Consider the following 21,796-nt stretch of genomic DNA (forward strand, 5'->3'; position numbering starts at 1 on the left):
CGGTGCCATGCACCGCGCTGCCTGCTTCGCGGGTAAACCCGCTCCCACAGGTGGCGTGGCGTGCTTGAGAGATCGGTGGCTTGCCGAGATCAGGGCCGCAGCCGCTCAGCTCTTGGCGCGGCGAGCTTTGAAGAACTCGCTCAAGATCTGCCCGCATTCCTCGGCCAGTACCCCACCCTCGAACATCACGCGATGGTTGAGAAAGCCTTGGTTGAAGAACTGGCCCTGGCTTTGCACGATACCCGCCTTTGGCTCCAGCGCCCCGTATACCACCCGCGCCACCCGCGAATGCACAATCAGCCCCGCACACATGCTGCAGGGCTCAAGCGTCACGTAAAGCGTGCTGCCCGGCAGGCGGTAATTGCTGACCGCGTGCGCGGCAGCACGGATGGCCACCATTTCGGCGTGCGCGCTGGGGTCGCTGTCGGTGATCGGCCGGTTGAAGCCTTGGCCAATCACCTGGCCATGTTGCACCAGCACCGCCCCCACCGGCACCTCACCCAGTTGCGCACCCTCGGCGGCCAGGGCCAGGGCCATGCGCATGAAGTCCTGGTCGCGGCTGCGGTCGATGATCTGCGGGCGCATCAAACCACCGCGATCGCGGCCATCAGGCCGGTTTCCATGTGGTCGATGACATGGCAGTGGAACATCCACGTGCCAGGGTTATCGGCCACCAGCGCCACCTGAGCACGCTCGTTGCGGCCCAGCAGGTAGGTGTCGGTAAACCAGGGCTCCTTGATGTCGTGGCGATTCGACCCGATCACCTTGAAGCTCATGCCATGCAGGTGAATGGGGTGCTGGTACTGGGTCATGTTCTTCAGCTCGAAGATGTAGCTCTTGCCCTGTTTGAGCGTAGCGATCGGGCGGTCGGCGCAGGTCTTGTCGGTGATATCCCAGGCCTGGCCGTTGATCTGCCACAGGCTGGGGGGCTTGCCCTGGTCGGTGCCTACCGACACCTTGCCCGCCCATTCGAAATTGAAGTTCAGCTTTTCGGCATTCTCCAGGTCCGGCTCGGCGATCGGGTTGGCGGGCAATGCTGCCGGCCAGTCACCGGGGGTGTCGTTGCTGGCCACCGAACGCAGGGTACCCAAACGTACAAAACCGTCGCGCAGCGAGATCTCTTCACCCGCCTGTGGGATGCGAATGGCCAGGCAGATGCGCATGCCCGGGCCCAGCCAGTACTCATCCTCCAGCGGCCGCGGAGTAATGGGGTTGCCATCCAGCGCATACACCCGTGCCTCGCAGTTGCCCTTGAGGTTGAGCCGGTAGGTCCAGGTGTTGTCCAGGTTCAGCAGCCGTACCCGCACCACTTGCCCGGCCGGCAACTCGGTGACGGCATCGGCCTGGCCGTTGATGGTGATCAGCCGCCCGGCGGTGCCGTTGCGCGCAGCTTCGCGCGGGACGCTGAAGGGCATCCAGGCGCCCTGCTCGTCCACATGCCAGGTTTTCAGGCTGAGGGTGCGCTCGTGCTGGAAGCCCGTGGGCTCGCGCTCCTCGACAATCAGCGGCCCAACCAGGCCACGGCCCAGCTCTTCGGAGCTGCTGACGTGAGGGTGGTACCAATAGCTGCCGGCGTCTGGCACGCGGAACTTGTAGTCGAAATACTCCCCCGGTTTGACCGGCAACTGCGATACGTAGGGCACCCCGTCCATTTCCAGCGGCAGGCGAATGCCATGCCAGTGGATGGTGGTTTCGATCGGCAGGTGGTTGATGAAGCGCACCCGCAGCCAGGTGCCCTGACGCACCCGCAATTCGGTACCCGGGGCGCTGGGGCCAAAGGCCCAGGCCTCGGTCTTGTGCCCGGCCACCAGCTCTACCTCCAGCGGCGCTGCAATCAGCTCGTAGTCGTGGCCCGCGTTATCGTCCTCGACCTTGCCCAGCCAGTACCGTGCAGCGCCACCGGCGCCCAGGCCAACCACAACCAGGCCGGTCAGGCCTTTGAGCATTTGTCGACGGGTGAAGGACATGCAGCGGGAACCTCGTGTTAGGCGCTATCAAGCTGCCAGCATGGCTGACGATCAAGGGCGAATACGATACACCTGCATTTGCGAAAGATTAAGTGAAGTGTTGCCGCAGCGCCCACCGCGTCCCGCAAAGCGGGTTGCAATACGGAAAATGCCGCGCCAAATTCCCATTTACACCTTATTCAACAGCCCGAAGCACGGTCTCGCAGGGCACACGCCGCTGCCCATTCGTGGCGCAGCAAGGCGTACTGCTGGGTGTTTTCGTAGATCGGCAGCCCGTCCTGGTCGTTCTTGAACGTCACGAACTCTTTGAAGACGCCTTCGCGGCGCATGCCGAGCTTCTCGCACAGCCGCTCGGATGACCGGTTGGTGTCTTCCACGTAGGCGTACAGCCGGCGCGCCGCGCGCTGCTCGAACAGGTGGGCGAACAACTGGGCAGCGGCCTCATAGGCATAGCCTTGGCCGCCGAAGGCTGGGTTGAAGTTCCAGCCCACCGAGAACGTATCGTCCTCCGCTTCAGCGAACAGATCGCCAATCAGCTTGCCGGAGGTACGCAAGCATACCGCCAGGTACTTGCTGCCGGATGCCCGGTCCAGCGCTTCGCACTCGGCCGCCTGCACGTTCGCGAGGGCGAGCGACAAGAAGCAGCTGGAGACGGGTTGATGCAGATACTGGAAAAGATCGGCCGCATCCTCCTTGGCGAATGGCCTCAAGATCAGCCGCTCGGTTGCAATGGCTACCATCTAAGTCTCCTGGCGCCTCAACGGCGCACTGGTTGAGCTGACGATTATATTGACATGCGCCGCGTATGCAAATTAACGTACGCGGCGTATGCGATTCGTTCAGGAAAGCCCATGACCCAGCCACAACGGCGCACCCGCTCCAGCATGATCGAGGAAACCCGTGCCAAGCTGGTGGCGATCGCGCGGCAGGTGTTTGCCAGCCAAGGTTTCGCCAATACCTCAATGGACGACTTCACGGCGCAGGTGTGCCTGACCCGTGGGGCGCTGTACCACCATTTCGGCAACAAAGAGGGGCTACTGATCGCGGTCATCGAGCAAATCGAAGCGGAAGTGGGCGAACGCCTGCAAGCTGTCTCCGACGCGGCCCCTACGCCCTGGGAGGGTTTTCGCCGCCGGTGCCGCACGTACCTGGAGCTGGCGCTGGAGCCGGAAATACGCCGGATCATCCTGCAAGATGCCCGCGCGGTGTTTGGCGATGTGCCTCCCGCTGCGCGCTCGGTCGGCGTTGCCGCTTTGCAGCAGGCGCTGGACGGGCTGGTCGCCGAGGGCAGCGTGGCGCCACTGCACACCGGGGTGACTGCGCGGATGATCTATGGCGCGGTCACCGAAGCGTCATTCTGGATCGCCGAGCCGGACGCCGAAATCGAAACACGCCTGGGCGAGGCCCTCGACAGCCTGGATCGCCTGTTGGGCAACCTGCTTACCCGCTGACGCCACCCTGCCAGGAGAAACACAATGCAATGGCGCAACACCGCCACACGTTTTGGCGCCCTCGCCAAGTTCTTCCACTGGACCACCGCCGCCGCGTTCATCGCAGCCTACATCGTGGTCTATTACGTCATCTGGTTCATGGACGACACCTCGCCAGAGTCCTGGCCCGTGCTGAACGTGCATTGGGCGCTGGGTTTGCTGGTGGGCTTCCTGGTGCTGCCGCGGCTGCTGTGGCGCCTGCTGCAGGTACAGCCACACAGCCCGCCTGGCTCGAAGCTCGAGCATCGGCTGGCGCAGGTAGCCCATTGGGGGCTTTACGGGTTGCTGATCGTCATGCCGCTGACCGGCTACCTGGGTACGGGGGCGCCTACGGACTACGGCGTGTTCAGCGTGACAGGCTTCAACGAGACAGCCGCGTTTGCGTGGATCAGTGCCACGTATGGGGTGAGCTATGAAGCGTTTGAAGTCCCCATCGACGATATTCACCATTTCATCGGCAAATGGGTGGCGTGGGGGGTGGTCGGGCTGCACGTAGTGGCGGCAGTGTTCCACCATCGGGTACGGCGTGACGATGTACTGGTGCGTATGCTGCCGGGTCACTGAGCCGCAAGGGGTACAGAGGTTGCCTCTTCGCGAGCAGGATGCAGGCTTTCGAAGCAGGCATTACCCCTGCAAAGCTGTCTTATTTCTTGGCAGCGAGGTAATCGGTGAGGAAGGCTTCGGCATTACCCTGCTGTGACAGGCCTTCTGAATAGCCCACCGGGCGCGGCTGCGCTTCGCCGGGCAGGTACAGCTCGCCGCCCCACGTGCCCTGCACGATCAGCGCGACGAATTTCTTGCCGTCAACGGTGGTCCAGTAGCGCGTGTCCTTGCTGGTCTTTTCAACGTGCATTTTCTGAATGCGCATATCCCAGTCGTGGTCGATGCCCTCGACCTGCACCAGCGCCTCGTTGGCGGCGCGGTCGCCAATACGCAGCGTCCATACCTTGGCACCTTCAGTGCCCAGGTAAGCGACAACATGCTTTGCCACTTCAGGGCGTTCCTCGGCCTGAGCCTGGCTGAACCACAAGCTGAAGCAAGCAGCCAGCAAAGCTGGCCATTTAAGATAACCGGTCATGATTTTGTTTCCTGATCTGCAACAAACGCGTATTGAAAGCCTCAATATGCACGCTGCCAAGTCACCTGCCCGACCCTCACAACAATCAGCCGGCTGATCACAACGGCCATTGCCGAAAATGCGCGCGCGGTCCCACTTCTGCCCTACGCAACCCTGACGAGAACCACTGCCCCCATGCAATCGCTGACCCCTTACCTGGACACCACCTTCAGTTTCGACAGCCCCGGCTCGCTGGCCCAGGCTGGCGTGCTGGATACGCGTGCAGCGCAGGTAATGGGCAGCGCCACAGGGCACTATCGGGCGCAGACGGTGCGGGAGGGTTTGCAGTACTTCGATTGCCATCTGCATTTTGCAGAACCGCTGCGCATCGACAAGGTGCTACCTGAAAGCCTGTGCATCGTGCAGGTGTTCGACGGGATATGGCAGCACAAGGTAGATGGCACCCTGAACCAGTACGATGCCGGCCGTTTGCATGTGCTGGGCTTGAGCGAAAGCCTGGAAGCTCAAGACCAGTTGCCGGTCCACAGCCATGCGCGCATGGCGGGTGTGCGTATTGCCGGGGATGCGCTGCGCGAGCTGGCCCAGGACGATGAGCAGTTCAAGCCGCTGCTGGCGCTGATGGGCAACGGCATGCAGTTCAACCAACTGCCCCAAAGCCCTTCCTTGAGCCGTCTGTTCCAGCAACTCTACCGCTCGCCCTACCACGGCAGCTTGAGGCGCTTGCACTATGAAAGCCTCAGCCTTGGGGTCGTTGTGGAGTTGGCCAGCCATCTGTCTGGCCTGGCCCCAAAACCCACGCTGCACGAAGACCGCAGCCGCAGTGACCTGGCACTGGAAACACGCCGTTTGCTCGACAGCAGCCCAACTGCCCCGCCAACCGTCGCCCAGCTTGCCCGCCAGTTGAACGTGAGCGAAACCACGCTGCGCCGCACGTTCAATCAGCAGTTCGGGTATTCCATCCTGCAGCACGTACGGCGGCAGCGCCTGGAGCTCGCGCGGCTGCTCGTGCTGGAGCGCAAGTGGCAGATCTCGCAGATTGCCTACCATGTCGGCTATGCCAACCCGGCCAATTTCTGCCATGCGTACAAGGCCTACTTCGGGCACACCCCGGGTTCCGAATAAGGCCTTGCTCGCCGCGACAGCTTCACACGGTAATGGGGTCGACCTTGTCCACGTCGATTTCCATGTCCGCCAGCGCCTTGGCCACCACATCGCGGCCAAGCACGCCGTCGTCCGCCAACGCCTTCAGCGCTGCCAGCACCACAAATTGCCGGTCCACCTCAAAATGCCGACGTAGCGCCTCGCGGGTGTCGGACTGACCGAAACCATCGGTACCCAGCGCCACGAAGCGACGGTTGCCCACCCACGGCCTGATTTGATCGGCATGGATCTTCATGTAATCCGTAGCCACCACCACCGGGCCAGGGTGGCCTTCCAACACTTCGGTCAGATAAGGCACTTTGGGCTCATCCAGCGGGTGCAACAGGTTCCAGCGCTCGGCCTGCTGGGCATCGCGCCGCACCTCGGTGAGGCTGGTCGCGCTCCAGATCTCGCTGCTGACCCCGTAATCACGTGCCAGAATATCGGCCGCCGCGATGACCTCGGGCAGGATTGAGCCGCTGCCCATCAGCTGGACATGGCGCTTTTCGTTGCTGGCGTGCTCGATAGGCAGCCGGTACAGGCCTTTGAGAATGCCCGCCTCGCTACCCTGCGGCAGGTCGGGGTGCGGGTAGTTCTCGTTGAGTACGGTGATGTAGTAGTAGATGTCTTCCTGCTCGACGTACATGCGGCGCATGCCGTCGTGCACGATCACTGCCAGCTCGTAGGCGTAGGTGGGGTCGTACGACACGCAGCAAGGCACGGTAGCCGACATCACATGGCTGTGGCCGTCGTCGTGCTGCAAGCCTTCGCCCATCAGCGTGGTGCGCCCCGACGTAGCGCCCAGCAGGAAACCACGGGCGCGCGCATCGCCTGCGGCCCACAGCAGGTCGCCCACACGCTGGAAGCCGAACATCGAGTAGAAAATGTAGAACGGCAGCGTCATGACGCCGTGGTTGGCATACGAGGTACTGGCGGCAATCCAAGAGGACGTGGCACCCGACTCGTTAAGGCCCTCCTGCATGATCTGGCCGTCTACGCTCTCTTTGTAGTACGACAGCGTACCGGCGTCCTGTGGGGTGTAGAGCTGGCCCACATGGGAGTGGATGCCGATCTGGCGGAACAGGTTTTCCATGCCGAAGGTACGTGACTCGTCCGGCACGATGGGCACCACAAGCTTGCCGATGTTCGGGTCCTTCAACAAGGTGCTGAGAATACGCACAAAGGCCATGGTGGTGGAAATGGAGCGCTCGCCCGTGCCCTTGAGCTGAGCGTCGAGCGTGGACAAGGGCGGGATTTGCAGCGGCTCCACCTGAGCGTGACGCGCCGGCACCTGGCCACCCAGGCTGTCGCGGCGGCCTTTGAGGTAGCGGGCCTCTACGCTGTCATCCGCCGGGCGCAGGTAAGGCAGTTCACCGAGCTGGTCGTCAGTCAGTTCCAGGCCAAAGCGGTGGCTGAATGCCTTCACCGCATCGGCACCCATCTTCTTCAGCTGGTGGTTGATGTTCTGCCCTTCACCCGCCTCCCCCATACCGAACCCTTTGACCGTTTTGGCCAGGATCACCGTGGGCCTGCCTTTGTGGCGGGTGGCCGAGGCATAGGCGTTGTAGACCTTGACCGGGTCATGGCCACCGCGCGACAGCTTCCAGATCTGCTCATCGCTCAGGTCGCTGACCAGCTCCAGCAGCTCAGGGTACTTGCCAAAGAAATGCTCACGCACGTAGGCGCCGTTCTGCGACTTGTAGGTCTGGTACTCGCCATCCACGCATTCCATCATGCGCTGGCGCAGCAAGCCGGTTTTGTCCTTGGCCAGCAGTGCGTCCCAGCCACTGCCCCAGATCACCTTGATGACGTTCCAGCCAGCGGCGCGGTACAGGCTCTCGAACTCCTGGATCACTTTGCCGTTGCCGCGCACCGGGCCATCCAGGCGTTGCAGGTTGCAGTTGACCACGAAGATGATGTTGTCGAGCTTCTCGCGGCCGGCCAGCGAGATGGCGGCCAGCGACTCGGGCTGGTCCATCTCGCCATCGCCGAGGAACGCCCAGACCTTGCGGCCTTGATGTTCCTTCAGCCCACGGCTTTCGAGGTAGCGCATGAAGCGCGCCTGGTACGCCGCAGTGATCGGGCCCAGGCCCATGGATACCGTCGGGAACTGCCAGAAGTCCGGCATCAGGCGCGGGTGCGGGTAGGAAGACACACCATCACGGTCGGTTTCGCGGCGGAAGTTGTCCAGTTGCTCTTCACTCAGGCGCCCTTCGGTATAGGCGCGGCCATAGATGCCGGGTGCCGAGTGGCCCTGGATGTAGACCATATCGCCCGCAAAGGTGTCGCTGCGGCCACGGAAGAAGTGATCGAACCCCACGTCATACAGCACCGCCGCCGAGGCATAGGTGGCGATATGGCCACCAACGCCGGAATGCTTGCCGGCGCGCAGCACCATGGTTAGCGCGTTCCAGCGGATGTAGGCGTTCAGGCGTTTCTCGACATCCAGGTCACCCGGGTAAGGCAGCTCACGCTCGGGGGGGATGCTGTTTACATACGGGGTGGTCACCCGCCCGTGGAAGTCGCCGTGCACGGAAACGTCGAAGTCGAGCAGCTGGTCGATCAGGAAGTGCGCGCGTGGGCGCCCCTCGACCTCGACGACCGATGCAATCGAATCGATCCATTCGCGGGTTTCTTGAGGGTCTTCATCGCGAAGCGGATAGCCCTGCGCCATTGGTCACTCTCCTTGATGTGGCATCAGCTGGTCGTTGTTCAACCAACCCTTAGTTGCACTTGCAATTAAATCTATCGTCAATGTCTGTATGATTGCAACTGCAATGAACAGCCCTGACCTGGAAGAACCCATGACCATCCCGACGCCAGACCTCTGGTACAGCTTCATCCGTGCGCACCGCTGCCTCATCCGGGAAATCGAGCGGCGCCTGGCCGAACAGGGGCTGCCGCCCTACGCGTGGTACGACGCCCTGTGGGGGATCGAAAGCGGCGAACAGGGCGCGCGACGCATGCACGAACTGGCCGACGTCATGGCCATCGAACGCTACAACCTGACCCGCCTGGTCGACCGCCTGGAGAAGGACGGCTACGTGGCCCGGGAGAAAGCGGCCGAGGACGGACGGGGTGCAATTGCCCGTATCACAGACAGCGGCCGGGACCTGCGCAAACGGATGTGGGCGGTGTACAAGCACTCCGTCGAAGAGCTGTTTCTGGTGGCATTCGACGATGAACAACAGCGCGTCTTCGCCAGTGCATTGGAGCAGGCGAGCCGTAACGCTCGCCTGTCGCCAACACCCGGTCAGGCCAAGCGGTAGCGCGACAGCGCCTCGCTCACACTTGCAGTGCCCACTTCGCCACGCTCGGCCAAGGCGCGCAGCACCGTGACCACGATCCAGTGGCGATCGAGGTGCTGGCTAGGGTCCAGGCTATCGGCCCCCAATGCCGTGAAGGGCGCCGCGACATAGGCGCCGAGCTGCGCAGCGACAAACTCGGCATAACCCGTGACCGCGACCACCGGCACCTCGCTGGTACCCAGGCACTGTTGCAGGTGGCAACTGACAGGCGGCTCGGCGCGCTGCAGGCGCCTGGACCGGGCCTGCCGCTCGGCATCACGTGCCAGCCGTGTGTAGCTGGGGCAACTCCAGACCTCTGCATCAAGCCCCCACTCCCCGTGCAGCAAAGCCGCCGCCGCGCGCACCTCGCGCAGCATCAGCCCTGCTCCCAGCAAGCGCACCTGTGCCACGGCCCCCTCAGATGCCGACGTCAGGCGGTACATGCCCAGGTGCGCGGCCGAACGGTCGCAGGCCAGCCCTTCGCCAGGGATATCGTGCAACGTCATGTAGCAGAAGCCTGGCGCGCCTTCCAGATACAGCTCGTGCAGTGCACCGACCAGAATCGCCTTGGCCTCATCCCCGCAGGCCGGGTCGAACGGCGTGCACCTGCGGTTGGACGCCAGCCACAGAGGTAGCCAGGGATGCGCGCCCTTCGCCCAGCGCGACGGTGAGGACTCGATGTCATTGAGGATGATCCCGCGTTCAGCCGTCTGGGCAGTCAGCATGGACACCTCGGCCGACGTCGGTGCCTGCGTCATGTAGAAAAGCGGGCGCTCGTCGCGGCGCGACTGCTCGCTGAACCACAAGGGCCATGCGCTGATCGCCGTACCGCCCTGGGGGTCGGTGGCGCGGTCGTTGATCATCCAGAATTGCCCACTGGTCGTGGTACTGCCCTGCAGTCGCTTGAGCAAATCAAAGACCGTGAACAGCGGCGAGCCATGAGTGCCCGCCTTGTCCCGGTACCCCCGTTCGATCTCGGCGATGCAGGCTTGAGCGGCCGACATGGTATTGGGGGTGTGCTGTAGGCGCAGGTGGTCCATCCTTGAAACTCCTCATGCAGGTCTTGCGATCTGCAATAGGGATAATGCAGACTGATTGCAAATGCAACCACAAAGGAAGGATCCTATGGCTACGTCTGCATCACTGCGCCTGTACACTGCCGACACCCCAAACGGCCAGAAAATCTCGATCGCTCTGGAAGAACTGGGGCTCGACTACGAGCAGACCGACCTCGACCTGGGCAAGGGCGACCAGAAGCAGCCCGACTTCGTCAAGCTCAACCCTAACGGCAAGATCCCCGTGCTGGTCGATACCGCACAGGGGCGCACCTTGTTCGAGTCAGCGGTAATCCTCACCTACCTCGCCGAGCAACAGGGGCAACTGGGCGGTGAACAGGGCGTGGACAAGCTGCTGATCCAGCAATGGCTGAGCTTTCAAATCGCTAGCATTGGCCCGATGCTGGGGCAACTGTGGTGGTTCAGGCACGGCACCGACGTCAAAAATGCCCAGGCGCTGGAGCGCTACACTCGCGAGTCCTTGCGCCTGTATGGGGTGGTCGAGGGCGAATTGAGCAAGCGCCCGTTCATTGCGGGAGACCGCTACACCATTGCCGACATCGCGCTGTTCACCTGGCTGCGCACCTACGAGGAACTGGGCCTGGACATCGGCGCCTTTCCTGCCGTCAAGGCATGGCTCGGCCAACTGGAACAGCGCCCTGCCGTGCGCCAGGGCCTGAAGAAGTCCCGCGCCAACGCCTGAACACTTTCCCGCCTGATATAAAGAAGATGTTGATCATGAATATCAACGCTCACCTTCCCATCAGGCCTGGCCAGGACCCCAACCTGGCCAACCTGATCGAATTGCTGCCCTGCGAAATTGACTGCCCCTTCACCTACACCATCATCGACAAGCGCACGCTTGGCTTGTCGACGTTTCTCTCCAGCTACCCGCTGGCCTGGCAACAGGAGTACTGCAGCAAGGCGCTATACCGCGTTGACCCGGTGGTCGCCCACGGCGTGGAAAGCGTGGCGCCCTATTCGTGGATCGAAGCCTTCCAGCGCAAACCGATTGCCGGGCAAGGCGAGTTCGAAGCGCTGATGCGCCAGTTCTCCCTGGACGACGGCTACACCTTCGTGGTGCATGACCCGCAACACAGAATGGGCCTGCTGAACCTGTTCAACCGCGAACACAGCCCAGACTTCCATGCCAGGATCGATGCGATCAAGGGCACCCTGCAACTGGCTTTGGTGGCCTTCCACAGCTCGCTCAACGTCAGCACGAGCAATGTGTCGAGCATCGATCAGGCGCTCACACTGCGCGAGCAAACGATCCTCGGCTGGGTCGCCATGGGCAAGTCCTACAGCGAGATCGCCTGCATCTGCGACATACGCGAGCGGACGGTGAAGTTCCACATGGCCAACGTGGTGCGCAAACTCGACGTTCAAACCGCCAAGCAGGCCGTGTTCGAAGCATCGCGTCTAGGTATTGCCTGACGGCAGCGCCACCCACCGAGCCTGCCCGACAGCCTGGCCTGTACCTAGGTACAGTTATCAAGGGGCGCGGAAACCACAATGATTGAGCAGCACTACTGGTCAACCCAACAAGAAGAAGGGAATCACCATGAACCTGTCAGTCCTGCCCGCCCCCGCCTCCACCAGCCGTGCCCTGGAGGACATCACGCAACACGAGATCTCGGCGCTCAAGACGCGCCACAATCTTGCTGATGCTCACACGCACCAACACCAAAGTGCGAGCCAGGCGGCCATCGTTCGAAAGCTGCCACAGCTGTGGAACCGTGCGCAAAGCCTGACCCAGTACGAAAGCGAACAAGCCTTTATCAAGGCGTTTTATCAATTCCATGGCCAGCATCACGCGCTCAAGCGCAGCGATGAGATCTACCTGGTGTACGCCGCGTCGATCGCCATGCACATCACCGCGACCTACCTGCGCAAGCACAACCTGAGTGTGGGCCTCATCGAACCCTGCTTCGACAACCTGCACGACTTGCTCAAGCACATGGAAGTGCCGATGACGCCCCTGCCCGAAGCCATTCTGGCGGACCCCACCCAGGTGTATCAGTTGCTCGAGAAGCATGCGGCCAAGCTCGATGCGATTTTCCTGGTAGACCCGAACAACCCGACCGGCAGCTCGATGTTCGCCGACGGGCCGGAAACCTTCATCGAAGTGGCGCGCTACTGCCGCGATCACCAGAAGATCCTGATTCTGGACTTCTGCTTCGCATCGTTCATGAAAGTAGGCCACCGTGACCGCGTCGACGCGTACGCGATCTTGGACGAAGTGGGTACCGACTACCTGGTGATGGAAGACACCGGCAAGACCTGGCCGCTGCAGGACACCAAGTGTGCCACGCTGATGAGCAGCACTCGCCTGAACCCTGAGATCTACAGCATCGTCACCAGCGTGTTGCTCAACGTTTCCCCGTTCATCCTGCAGGTGGTCACCGAGTACATCCAGGACAGCGAGGCCGACGGGTTCGCCTCGGTGCGCGATGTGCTGCAAACCAACCGCAAGGTGGCACGTGAGTATCTCGACGGTACTTTGCTGCGGTATGTGGAGCCTGCGATCGAAACCAGCGTGGCCTGGTTCGAGATTCTGGACAAGGACCTGTCCGGCGACGACTTGCAGGCCTACCTGCTGGACCACCAGGCCTACGTATTGCCCGGCCGCTACTTCTTCTGGAGCAACCCGGAACAGGGCCGCCATTATGTACGCCTGGCCCTGGCCCGCGATCCGGGAGCCTTCGAAGCAGCCATGCAGGTGATCCGCCATGCCCTGGAGGCCTACAATGCCTAAGCACCTGCCCATCATCGATGCCACCGTGTTCATGGGCATGCATCACACCGATGCGGCCATTCGCAACCAGTCGCTCAATTTCTTCACCGAGCGGTTCAGCGACCAGGTGAGCATGAGTTTCAGCCAGATCGGCATCTGCGACGCCATCATCTGGAAGAAGGCGCGTGAACTACAGGATGTCTACTACCCCTTCATGGACGTGCTGCATTCGGAAATGGCAATCCAGCGCGGCGGTTACAGCGATCGGGTGATCGAAATGGCGGCCAGCAGCGCCGAGCTGTCCGGGCTTGCCCCTGAAAAGCGGCTGCAGGGGGCACAGGTGCTCGAATCAGAAGTGCCGTTCTACACCCACGACCGCGACTACCAGCAGTGCATCGCCTTGCGTCCGTTTCTGGCCAGCTTCCGCGAAACGGCGGTACCCGGGTCGTTCCATGGGGCGCTGCAGGCCCTCTACCAGGCATCGCTGGCGCTGAGCGTCGCGCCGGAGGACTTCGCGCATGTCTAAGCATCAGGTGTTGGTACCGCTGGTCACACCCCTGGATGCGCAGGGGGCGGTGTGCCGGCAAAGCGTTCAGCAATTGGTATACAGCTGCGCAGGCGTGGTCAGCGGCTTCATTCCCTGCCTGACCTCAGGCGAAGGGTGGAGGCTGTCCGAGCAGCAGTGGGCAGACATGTTGCGCTACACGCTGGAGTTCGCGAGTGACAGCCATCGTGTGGTGGCCGGTATCGAACTGCCCAGCACTGAAGCGGTGATCCAGCGCGCTGCCCTGGCCGAGCAGTTGGGGGCCAAGGCCATCATGGTCACCTCCCCCTTCGGTGGGCAACTGCATCAGGATCAACTGCTGTCGCATTACCAGCGCATTCATGAACAGGTCCCGCTGGAGCTGCTGATCTACAACGAGGCGGCACTGTCGGGGAACGAAAAGTCATTCGAGACCCTGCTCCAGATCGCGCGCCTGCCGCGTGTCACGGGGCTGAAGGATTCCCCCACCCAGCCGCCCAGCCAGGCACAGGTGGATCGGCTGCGTAGCGAAGGCATCGACTACTTCATCGGCTGGGAGCATCAGCTGGCGGGCACCTTGCTGAGCGATGGCAACGTCGTCTCGCTGGCGAACATCGAGCCCACGCTGTGTCGCATCGCCGCTGAGCCCCACCAGCCAGCGATCGCCGGGCTGGTGGAAGCACTGGATAAGCGTTACGGGTTGGGCGAGGAAGACTGGTACGCCCATGTGAAACGCGAATTGGTCGGCAGGGGGGTGATCGGTACTGCCCTGACCGTACAGGAGCGAGAACGATGAAAACCTCTCAAAAAGCACTGTTTCGCGCCAACCGGGCGCTGATCGAGCGGATGGTACCTCTACCGGCCGACCTGGTGCAGTTCGAGCGTACCTGGGTCGACAATGCGATCCGTGAAAGCCAGACGCCAGAACAGCCCGCAAGCTTTGCCGAGCTGCGCAAGATGCTGGCCGCGCTGGTGGAGCAGGACAAGGCCGACGAACCGCCCACAGCGCGCTACGTGGCGCAGGACATGGACCTCGACGAGTTCAAGATCCTGGTACAGGAGTTTGCCCTCGATGGCCTGACCGAGGCACAGGTGTTCTACCACCTGATGCCACGCTTGAGCCTGGAGGCCCAGATGCCCATGCTGCGCATGATGATCGACGAGTTCGGCTCCGGTAACATCAAGCGCTCCCACACCACGCTGTACAAGGTGCTGCTCGACGAACTGGGCATGCCGACAGACCTCGAGAGCAATATCAAGGCAAACGGTGAGGCCGGCTGCTCATTCCCCAACATGTTCTGCTGGTTGACCATGCGGGCCGATGATCCGTCGTATTTTGCCGGGGTGATCACGTACTTCGAGACCGTGGTGCCCTTCTTCTTTGGCTGCTATACCGCGCTGTGCGAGCGGCTGAGCATCAAGGCCCATACCTACTACACCGAACACGTACACATTGACGCTTTCCATGCCCTGGAAGGGCAACGGCTGCTCAAGGCCATGGATAATGACCGCGCACTCGACTACGTCAAGGCGTGGCAAGGCATCTGTATGGGCCGCCTGATCACCAATACCGCGTTCGATGAAGCGGTGTACAAAGCTCAAGCCTCCAAGGCGGGCAAGGAGGTGGCGCATGCTTGAAGAGGCGGACGTCGCCCTGCGGCCAGCCACCTTCACCGTGCAGGTAGGTGACCAGACCTACGTGGTGCCGAGCCTGTGCCCGCACAGGCAAGGCTGGCTGGAGCATGGCATGGTCAATCATGACCGTCGCACCATCATGTGCCCCCTACACTTCTCGGTGTTCAGCCTGGAAACAGGCGAACAGTTGAGCGGCCCGCACTGCGGCAGCCTCGCCTGCCGGAAGCTCACTTAACCCCTGAGCCGCAGCCACTCGACTTAATGATGTGCTGCCTTGCCTAGTCAGCCCCAAAAGGCCGAAAGCCCGCAATTACGCGGGCTCCCGGGGTTTATCTGACCACGTGCTCCTGGCTTACACCGGACGTGGGATCACTCCCACTCAATCGTCGCAGGCGGCTTGCTCGACACGTCGTAGGTCACCCGCGAAATACCTTCGATTTCGTTGATGATACGGCCGCTGACGGTTTCCAGCAGTTCGTACGGCAGGTGTGCCCAACGGGCGGTCATGAAGTCTACGGTTTCGACGGCGCGCAGCGCGACGACCCAGGCGTAACGACGGCCATCGCCTACCACGCCCACCGACTTCACCGGCTGGAACACCACGAAGGCCTGGCTGGTTTTATGGTACCAGTCAGCCTTGCGCAGCTCTTCGATGAAGATATGGTCCGCACGGCGCAGGATGTCGGCGTATTCCTTCTTCACTTCGCCGAGGATGCGCACGCCCAGGCCCGGGCCTGGGAATGGGTGGCGGTAGACCATGTCGTACGGCAGGCCCAGTTCCAGGCCGATCTTGCGCACTTCGTCCTTGAATAGCTCACGCAGTGGCTCGACCAGCTTGAGGTTCATCTCTTCCGGCAGGCCACCCACGTTGTGGTGCGACTTGATCACGTGGGCCTTGCCGCTCTTGGCGCCAGCCGACTCGATCACGTCGGGGTAGATGGTGCCCTGGGCCAGGAACTGGATGTTCGGCAGCTTGCTGGCTTCGGCATCGAAGATGTCGATGAAGGTGCGGCCGATGATCTTGCGCTTCTTCTCGGGGTCGGCTTCGCCGGCCAGGTTGTCGAGAAACTGCTTTTCGGCATCGGCGCGGATCACCTTGACGCCCATGTTCTCCTTGAACATGGCCATCACCTGGTCGCCTTCGTGCAGGCGCAGCAGGCCGTTGTCGACGAACACGCAGGTCAGCTGGTCGCCGATGGCGCGGTGCAGCAGCGCCGCAACCACCGAGCTGTCAACGCCGCCGGACAGGCCCAGCAGGACGTTGGCCGAACCCACCTGCTCACGCACCTGGGCGATGGCGTCTTCAACGATGTTGGACGGGGTCCACAGGGCTTCGCAACCGCAGATGTCCTGCACGAAGCGGGACAGAATGCGACCGCCCTGCTTGGTGTGGGTCACTTCCGGGTGGAACTGCACGCCGTAGTAACCACGGTTGTCGTCGAACATGCCGGCGATCGGGCAGCTGGGGGTGCTGGCCAGCACGTGGAAGTCGGCTGGCATCTGGGTGACCTTGTCGCCGTGGCTCATCCACACGTCCAGGCCCAGCACGCCGTCAGCGTCGATATGGTCTTCGATGCCATCGAGCAGGCGGCTTTTGCCTACCACGTCGACACGGGCGTAACCGAACTCACGCAGTTCGGAGCCTGCAACCTTGCCGCCCATCTGTTCGGCCATGGTCTGCATGCCGTAGCAGATGCCCAGCACGGGCACGTTCAGGTCGAACACTGCCTGCGGCGCACGGGGGCTGTTGGCTTCGTGAACCGACTCGGGGCCACCGGCGAGGATGATGCCGCGCGGGTTGAATTCGCGGATCGCTTCATCGTCCATGTCGAACGGGTGCAGTTCGCAGTACACCCCGATCTCGCGCACGCGGCGGGCGATCAGCTGGGTGTACTGGGAGCCGAAATCGAGGATCAGGATACGGTGGGCGTGAATATCGAGGGCCATGGGGGAATCTCTGATTCAGCTGCGAGCTTGAAGCTGCAAGCTGCAAGTTGATCGGGGAAAACGCGGTAGCTGCTGAACGCAGCCACCGCTTGGAGCTTGAAGCGCGAGGCTTACCGCTGCCAGCAATCAGCCGACCCGGTAGTTGGGGGCTTCCTTGGTGATCTGTACGTCGTGCACGTGGGACTCGGCCATGCCGGCACCGGTAATGCGCACGAACTCCGGCTTGGTGCGCATCTCTTCGATGGTCGCGCTGCCGGTGTAGCCCATGGACGAACGCAGGCCGCCCATCAGCTGGTGGATGATCGCGGCCAGCGCGCCTTTATACGGGACACGGCCTTCGATGCCTTCCGGCACCAGCTTCTCGGCGCCGGCCGAGGAGTCCTGGAAGTAGCGGTCGGACGAGCCTTGCGCCTGCGCCATGGCACCCAGCGAACCCATGCCGCGGTAGGCCTTGTAGGAACGGCCCTGGAACAGCTCGACTTCGCCTGGAGCCTCTTCGGTACCGGCAAACATCGAACCCATCATCACGCAGGACGCACCGGCAACGATGGCCTTGGACAGGTCACCGGAGAAGCGGATACCGCCGTCGGCGATCAGCGGCACGCCTGTGCCTTCCAGCGCAGCGGCAACGTTGGCGATGGCGCTGATCTGCGGCACGCCGACACCGGCAACGATACGGGTGGTGCAGATGGAGCCTGGGCCGATACCGACCTTGACCGCATCAGCACCCGCTTCGGCCAGGGCCTTGGCAGCAGCGCCAGTGGCGATGTTGCCGCCGATTACCTGCACGTGCGGGTAGGTTTCCTTGACCCAGCGAACGCGGTCGATCACGCCCTTGGAATGACCGTGGGCGGTGTCCACCACCACCACGTCCACACCGGCAGCGACCAGGGCGGCTACGCGCTCACCGGTGTCCTTGCCAGTGCCGACTGCGGCGCCGACACGCAGGCGACCCTGGTCGTCCTTGCTGGCCAGCGGGTAGGCCTTGGCTTTTTCGATGTCCTTGACGGTCATCATGCCCTTGAGGCTGAACTTGTCGTCGACGATCAGCACCTTTTCAAGGCGGTGCTTGTGCAACAGTTCGCGCACTTCGTTTTTGTTGGCGCCTTCGCGCACGGTGACCAGCCGCTCTTTGGGCGTCATCACGTCGCGGACCTTGGCGTCCAGGCGGGTTTCGAAGCGTACGTCACGGGAGGTGACGATACCGACCAGATCACCGTTTTCCAGCACCGGAACGCCGGAGATGTTGTTCAGGCGGGTGAGGTCGAAGAGGTCGCGCACGGTGGCGTCGGCTTCGATGGTGATCGGGTCCTTCACCACGCCAGCCTCGAACTTCTTGACCTTGCGCACTTCGCCGGCCTGCTGTTCGATGGTCATGTTCTTGTGAATGATGCCGATGCCGCCTTCCTGGGCCATGGCAATGGCCAGGCGCGCTTCGGTGACGGTGTCCATGGCGGCGGAGACCAGCGGAATGTTCAGCTCGATGCCACGGGTCAAACGGGTCTTGAGACTGACTTCATTGGGCAGTACCTCGGAGTAGCCAGGTACAAGGAGAATGTCGTCGAAGGTCAGGGCTTCTTGGCTGATACGCAGCATCGCGGGGGCTCCCGGGCGGGAAAAATGGAAGCGCGCCATTATACTGATGCACGGCGCGCCGCTCAATGTAAATCAAGCTTCAAGTTACAGGCGGCAGGCTACAGAACGGTGTGTGCCACAGGACCCAGGCCTTGACCGACTGGCACTGGCTTATGCCTTGGCGTTCACCTGCACTACTGCCACCGGCTGGTCGAGCCAGTCGGCGAAGTTGTCGAGGAAGGCCTGGGTGAAACCGGCCTCGCCCCAGTTGTTGAACATGAAGCCCAGGTTGGAGAAGGCGCACGGTTGCAGGAAGATGAAGCCATTGATGTCATCTTCGAACCCACACAGCGGGCAGGTGAAGTTGTCGCTGACCCCAGGCATCCACTCTTCGAGGCTTTCGAACAGCGGCTCGCCCACCTCGCGCCGGCATTCGGGGCAACCGGCTTCTTCAAGAAACCCCTCGGTGGGGGTATAGATGCAGCGCTTGAGCATCACTTCAAGGCCGTTCACCGCTGTGCCAAACGGCAGCTTTTCGGGGTGCAGGGCCACCTTGCGTGCCCCTTCGGCCAAGGCATGGCCCATGCGGTTGCCGGCAACCCCGCAGGTGGTCAGTTGCTCCTCGACGACCTTTTCCCGTACCAGCCAGCGCAGGATGGCACGGGCACGTGCCTCATGCACGGGGACGGTGGACAGCCGGGGAACGATGATGCTCTGGGTATTCATGAACGGTACAGGCCTGGGAAGCTGCAAGGGTCGGGCTATTCTACCCCCTGCTCAGGTGGTCAGGTACCGGCCGATGAGCGCCAGGCCGCTGGCCAGTACCAGCCAGGTGACCAGCCGAACGAAGGCTTCGCGCGACAAGCGACAGGCGAGCCTGCGCCCGCACCACAGGCCAACGAACATCACTGGCAGCAAGCACAGGGCAAGCAACAGCAACCCCTTGTCGGCATAGACCCCGGCGAGCATGAACAGCGACAGCCGTACCACCGTGCTGCAACTGATCAAGGCGCTCTGAGTGGCACGCACCTGCTCCTTGGCCTCCAGCCGCGCGCTCAGGTAGAGGGCGTAGAGAAACCCGCCACTGCCAAACAGCGCCCCGAACAAACCGCCCACCGTACCCATCGGCGCCGCCCACCAGCCGGCCAGGGTGGCCGGCCGCACCTTTACCGCCAACCCGTACAGCGCATACCCCGTCACGAACAGCCCCATCAACAGCAACAGCACGTCCGACTTGAGCTTCAGCAGGAACACCACGCCCAAGGTACAACCGATGGCCATGAACGGCAGCAGCCGCAGCAACTCGCCACGCACTACATCGCGGCGCGAAGGCAGCAGGTTGCCCAGGGCTGCCACGAAGTCCAGCAGCACCAGCAGCGGGATGATCCGGGACAGCGGCATGAAGTTGATCAGAATGGGCCCGGCCACCAGCGCGGTACCAAAACCGGCAATGCCGAATACCACATAGGCTGCAGCCACCCCCAGCAGGATGGGCAGCCAGCCGAGCGGGCTGAACGGCAGTTGGGCGAGCAGATCAGCGAGCATCCGGGGCACACCTTATAGTCATTTCAACCTACCTTAACCAGACCACAGGCATGCCGGCTAATATCCAATATCGCCACCCGCCATCTCGAAACGGCATAGCCCATGATCTCTACCCGCCAATTACGCTACTTCGTCGAAATCGCCGAAAGCGGCAGCTTCAGCGCCGCTGCCGAACGCCTGTACATTGCCCAGTCAGCCCTCAGCCGCCAGGTGAAGGAACTGGAGCAGCAACTGGGCACGCCGTTGTTCGAGCGCACCGCCCGCCTGCCTCGCCTGACGGCCGCTGGCGCGGCGTTCCTACCGCGTGCGCGCAACGTGCTGCAAGACCTGGAAAAAGCGGGTGACCTGGCCCGCGCGGTCGGCCAGGGCCTGCGTGGCAGCCTGCGGCTCAGCCATTCCAGCACCGTGCCGCTGACCGGGCTGCTGCTGCAACGCCTCAGTGGCTACCTGCAGGAAAACCCAGAGGTGTGCATGGAAATCGCCCAGCTGTCCTCTGAAGGCCAGCTTGAAGAGCTGGCCCACGGGCGCCTGGATATCGGAATGCTGCGGCTGCCGGTACTGCGTCAACACGAAGGGGTATGCATCGAGCCACTGTTCGATGAGCCGCTGTTATTGGCGGTGGCGGGCCACCACGCCCTGGCCAACCGAAAAAGCATTGGCCTGAACGAGCTGCGTGAGCAACCGTTCATCTCCCTCCCCCATCACCAGCGCGGCGGGTTGAGCTACCTGTCGGCAGAACTGTGCATGGCCGCCGGGTTCTTCCCACGGCCGGCCCAGGTGGTTTCGCGCAAGACCACCCAGTTGCAACTGATTCAGGCCGGGTTCGGGGTGGCGTTGCTGCCGCGGTGCATGCAAGACATCGCCCCCGCTGCACTGCGGTTCATCCCTGTGCACGACCATGGTTGCGTCAGTACGGTGGCGGTTGCCTACCGTCGGGATGCCGGGGCACTGGTCAAGCAATTCAAGGATCACCTGGGCGGCGGCGCTTGACCTTGAAGTAGCTACAGGGTCCACGCTAGGTAAAAAACGGAGGTTTTGCAATGAGCATTCAACAGCATTATCTGCAGCCCACGCCGATACTCGACTTCGACGCGCCGGCAATCAGCCGCCTGATTGAAACCCGCGGCTGGCGACAGCTGCCGCCGCAGCGCGGTGCCCAGGCAGTCTACGAGTTTTGCCGCGACGAGATTCTGTTCGGCTACAACGCCGGTGCCGACAGCACACCTGCGTCAGTAACCCTCGAAGAGGGGCTGGGTCACTGCAATACCAAATCGACCCTGTTGATGGCCTTGCTGCGTGCCCTGGGCATCCCTTGCAGGCTACGCGGCTTCACCATCGACAAGCGCCTGCAAAAAGGGGCGCTGACAGCATTTGTCTACTGGCTGGCGCCCCAGGAAATCCTGCACACCTGGGTCGAAGTTTTGCTGGACGGCAGTTGGGTGGTACTGGAGGGAGTGATTCTCGACCAACAGTACCTGCAGGCCGTGCAGGCCCGGTTCAGCGATTGCCGGCATGCTTTCGTGGGGTATGCGGTGGCCACTCCGTCACTGGCCGAGCCACCTGTTCAATGGACCGGGCGCGACACCTACATACAACGCGAGGGCATTGCGCGCGAACTGGGGCTATATGCTTCGCCCGATGCGTTCTATCGCGAGCACAACACCAACCTCAGCGGGGTAAAAGGTTGGGTGTACCGGCACTTTTTCCACCGGCAGCTGAACGCTAACGTGCAACGGATTCGCGCAGGCGCAAAGGGTGAGCGGCCCTGCGACCACGCCGGTCAATGACCCGCTTGCAAGCACTCGGCAACTGGCAAC

General features: G+C 62.4%; 23 protein-coding genes. 13 read left to right on the top strand and 10 right to left on the bottom strand.

Annotation, left to right across the window (positions count from 1 at the left end; genetic code table 11):
- Positions 1–105 precede the first annotated feature (105 nt).
- From tadA to IAE38_RS00015, 3 genes are all read right to left on the bottom strand, one after another.
- Positions 106–585: a tRNA adenosine(34) deaminase TadA gene (gene tadA / locus IAE38_RS00005; RefSeq protein ID WP_201215148.1), complete on the bottom strand. Its 480-nt coding sequence runs from the start codon at positions 583–585 to the stop codon at positions 106–108.
- Positions 585–1,967 carry a multicopper oxidase family protein gene (locus tag IAE38_RS00010; protein WP_201163232.1) on the bottom strand — a complete coding sequence of 461 codons (1,383 nt, stop codon included), beginning with the start codon at positions 1,965–1,967 and terminating at the stop codon, positions 585–587. The genes tadA and IAE38_RS00010 overlap by 1 nt, the downstream gene beginning before the upstream one ends.
- A gap of 179 nt (positions 1,968–2,146) precedes the next feature.
- Positions 2,147–2,707 (bottom strand): GNAT family N-acetyltransferase, encoded by a 561-nt coding sequence (locus IAE38_RS00015; protein WP_201215150.1) that lies wholly within the window; start codon positions 2,705–2,707, stop codon positions 2,147–2,149.
- A gap of 111 nt (positions 2,708–2,818) precedes the next feature.
- Here IAE38_RS00015 and IAE38_RS00020 point away from each other — a divergent pair, with 111 nt between their 5' ends.
- Both IAE38_RS00020 and IAE38_RS00025 read left to right on the top strand, forming a co-directional pair.
- A complete protein-coding gene (locus tag IAE38_RS00020) occupies positions 2,819–3,418 on the top strand; it encodes a TetR/AcrR family transcriptional regulator (RefSeq protein WP_033728168.1) in 600 nt (199 codons plus the stop codon).
- A gap of 24 nt (positions 3,419–3,442) precedes the next feature.
- Entirely contained in the window at positions 3,443–4,021 is a 579-nt protein-coding gene (locus IAE38_RS00025; RefSeq protein WP_060483452.1) for a cytochrome b, read from the top strand.
- A 79-nt stretch (positions 4,022–4,100) separates the two neighbouring features.
- Here IAE38_RS00025 and IAE38_RS00030 read toward each other — a convergent pair whose 3' ends face one another.
- Positions 4,101–4,535 (bottom strand): hypothetical protein, encoded by a 435-nt coding sequence (locus IAE38_RS00030; protein ID WP_201215152.1) that lies wholly within the window; start codon positions 4,533–4,535, stop codon positions 4,101–4,103.
- Positions 4,536–4,709: 174 nt separating this feature from the next.
- Here IAE38_RS00030 and IAE38_RS00035 point away from each other — a divergent pair, with 174 nt between their 5' ends.
- Positions 4,710–5,657 (top strand): helix-turn-helix transcriptional regulator, encoded by a 948-nt coding sequence (locus tag IAE38_RS00035; RefSeq protein WP_201215154.1) that lies wholly within the window; start codon positions 4,710–4,712, stop codon positions 5,655–5,657.
- Positions 5,658–5,679: 22 nt separating this feature from the next.
- Here IAE38_RS00035 and aceE read toward each other — a convergent pair whose 3' ends face one another.
- Positions 5,680–8,349 carry a pyruvate dehydrogenase (acetyl-transferring), homodimeric type gene (gene aceE, locus IAE38_RS00040; RefSeq protein WP_201213639.1) on the bottom strand — a complete coding sequence of 890 codons (2,670 nt, stop codon included), beginning with the start codon at positions 8,347–8,349 and terminating at the stop codon, positions 5,680–5,682.
- 130 nt (positions 8,350–8,479) lie between these two features.
- Here aceE and IAE38_RS00045 point away from each other — a divergent pair, with 130 nt between their 5' ends.
- Positions 8,480–8,944 carry a MarR family winged helix-turn-helix transcriptional regulator gene (locus IAE38_RS00045; protein ID WP_201215340.1) on the top strand — a complete coding sequence of 155 codons (465 nt, stop codon included), beginning with the start codon at positions 8,480–8,482 and terminating at the stop codon, positions 8,942–8,944.
- Here the strand turns inward: IAE38_RS00045 and IAE38_RS00050 are convergent.
- On the bottom strand, positions 8,929–10,002 hold the full coding sequence (locus IAE38_RS00050; protein WP_201215156.1) for a transketolase-like TK C-terminal-containing protein: 1,074 nt from the start codon (positions 10,000–10,002) through the stop codon (positions 8,929–8,931). The genes IAE38_RS00045 and IAE38_RS00050 overlap by 16 nt on opposite strands.
- 85 nt (positions 10,003–10,087) lie before the next feature.
- Here IAE38_RS00050 and IAE38_RS00055 point away from each other — a divergent pair, with 85 nt between their 5' ends.
- The 7 genes from IAE38_RS00055 (at position 10,088) to IAE38_RS00085 (ending at position 15,147) form a co-directional block, all read left to right on the top strand.
- Positions 10,088–10,720, top strand: coding sequence for a glutathione S-transferase family protein (locus IAE38_RS00055; RefSeq protein ID WP_201215162.1), 633 nt, complete (start codon positions 10,088–10,090; stop codon positions 10,718–10,720).
- A 35-nt stretch (positions 10,721–10,755) separates the two neighbouring features.
- Positions 10,756–11,454 (top strand): LuxR family transcriptional regulator, encoded by a 699-nt coding sequence (locus IAE38_RS00060; protein ID WP_236403161.1) that lies wholly within the window; start codon positions 10,756–10,758, stop codon positions 11,452–11,454.
- Between the two features lie 127 nt (positions 11,455–11,581).
- Positions 11,582–12,775 (top strand): aminotransferase class I/II-fold pyridoxal phosphate-dependent enzyme, encoded by a 1,194-nt coding sequence (locus IAE38_RS00065; RefSeq protein ID WP_201163238.1) that lies wholly within the window; start codon positions 11,582–11,584, stop codon positions 12,773–12,775.
- A complete protein-coding gene (locus IAE38_RS00070) occupies positions 12,768–13,280 on the top strand; it encodes a DUF6190 family protein (protein WP_201215164.1) in 513 nt (170 codons plus the stop codon). The genes IAE38_RS00065 and IAE38_RS00070 overlap by 8 nt, the downstream gene beginning before the upstream one ends.
- On the top strand, positions 13,273–14,073 hold the full coding sequence (locus IAE38_RS00075) for a dihydrodipicolinate synthase family protein (protein ID WP_201215166.1): 801 nt from the start codon (positions 13,273–13,275) through the stop codon (positions 14,071–14,073). The genes IAE38_RS00070 and IAE38_RS00075 overlap by 8 nt, the downstream gene beginning before the upstream one ends.
- Entirely contained in the window at positions 14,070–14,915 is an 846-nt protein-coding gene (locus IAE38_RS00080; RefSeq protein ID WP_201215169.1) for an iron-containing redox enzyme family protein, read from the top strand. The genes IAE38_RS00075 and IAE38_RS00080 overlap by 4 nt, the downstream gene beginning before the upstream one ends.
- Entirely contained in the window at positions 14,908–15,147 is a 240-nt protein-coding gene (locus IAE38_RS00085; RefSeq protein WP_201215178.1) for a Rieske (2Fe-2S) protein, read from the top strand. Before IAE38_RS00080 ends, IAE38_RS00085 begins: the two co-directional genes overlap by 8 nt.
- 134 nt (positions 15,148–15,281) lie before the next feature.
- On the opposite strand, the gene guaA is transcribed toward IAE38_RS00085, so the two are convergent.
- The 4 genes from guaA to IAE38_RS00105 all read right to left on the bottom strand — a co-directional run bounded on the left by guaA (position 15,282) and on the right by IAE38_RS00105 (position 19,967).
- On the bottom strand, positions 15,282–16,859 hold the full coding sequence (gene guaA / locus IAE38_RS00090) for a glutamine-hydrolyzing GMP synthase (protein ID WP_028631457.1): 1,578 nt from the start codon (positions 16,857–16,859) through the stop codon (positions 15,282–15,284).
- 126 nt (positions 16,860–16,985) lie between these two features.
- On the bottom strand, positions 16,986–18,455 hold the full coding sequence (gene guaB / locus IAE38_RS00095; protein ID WP_028631458.1) for an IMP dehydrogenase: 1,470 nt from the start codon (positions 18,453–18,455) through the stop codon (positions 16,986–16,988).
- A 150-nt stretch (positions 18,456–18,605) separates the two neighbouring features.
- On the bottom strand, positions 18,606–19,160 hold the full coding sequence (locus IAE38_RS00100; protein WP_028631459.1) for a hypothetical protein: 555 nt from the start codon (positions 19,158–19,160) through the stop codon (positions 18,606–18,608).
- A 51-nt stretch (positions 19,161–19,211) separates the two neighbouring features.
- Positions 19,212–19,967, bottom strand: coding sequence for a sulfite exporter TauE/SafE family protein (locus IAE38_RS00105; RefSeq protein ID WP_201215341.1), 756 nt, complete (start codon positions 19,965–19,967; stop codon positions 19,212–19,214).
- A 114-nt stretch (positions 19,968–20,081) separates the two neighbouring features.
- Here IAE38_RS00105 and IAE38_RS00110 point away from each other — a divergent pair, with 114 nt between their 5' ends.
- On the top strand, positions 20,082–20,969 hold the full coding sequence (locus IAE38_RS00110) for a LysR family transcriptional regulator (RefSeq protein ID WP_201215180.1): 888 nt from the start codon (positions 20,082–20,084) through the stop codon (positions 20,967–20,969).
- A gap of 50 nt (positions 20,970–21,019) precedes the next feature.
- Positions 21,020–21,766, top strand: coding sequence for a transglutaminase-like domain-containing protein (locus IAE38_RS00115; protein WP_201163243.1), 747 nt, complete (start codon positions 21,020–21,022; stop codon positions 21,764–21,766).
- The last annotated feature ends 30 nt before the right edge of the window (positions 21,767–21,796 follow it).

The sequence above is a fragment of the Pseudomonas sp. S32 genome (assembly GCF_016648095.1).
GTDB classification, from domain to species: Bacteria; Pseudomonadota; Gammaproteobacteria; order Pseudomonadales; family Pseudomonadaceae; genus Aquipseudomonas; species Aquipseudomonas parafulva.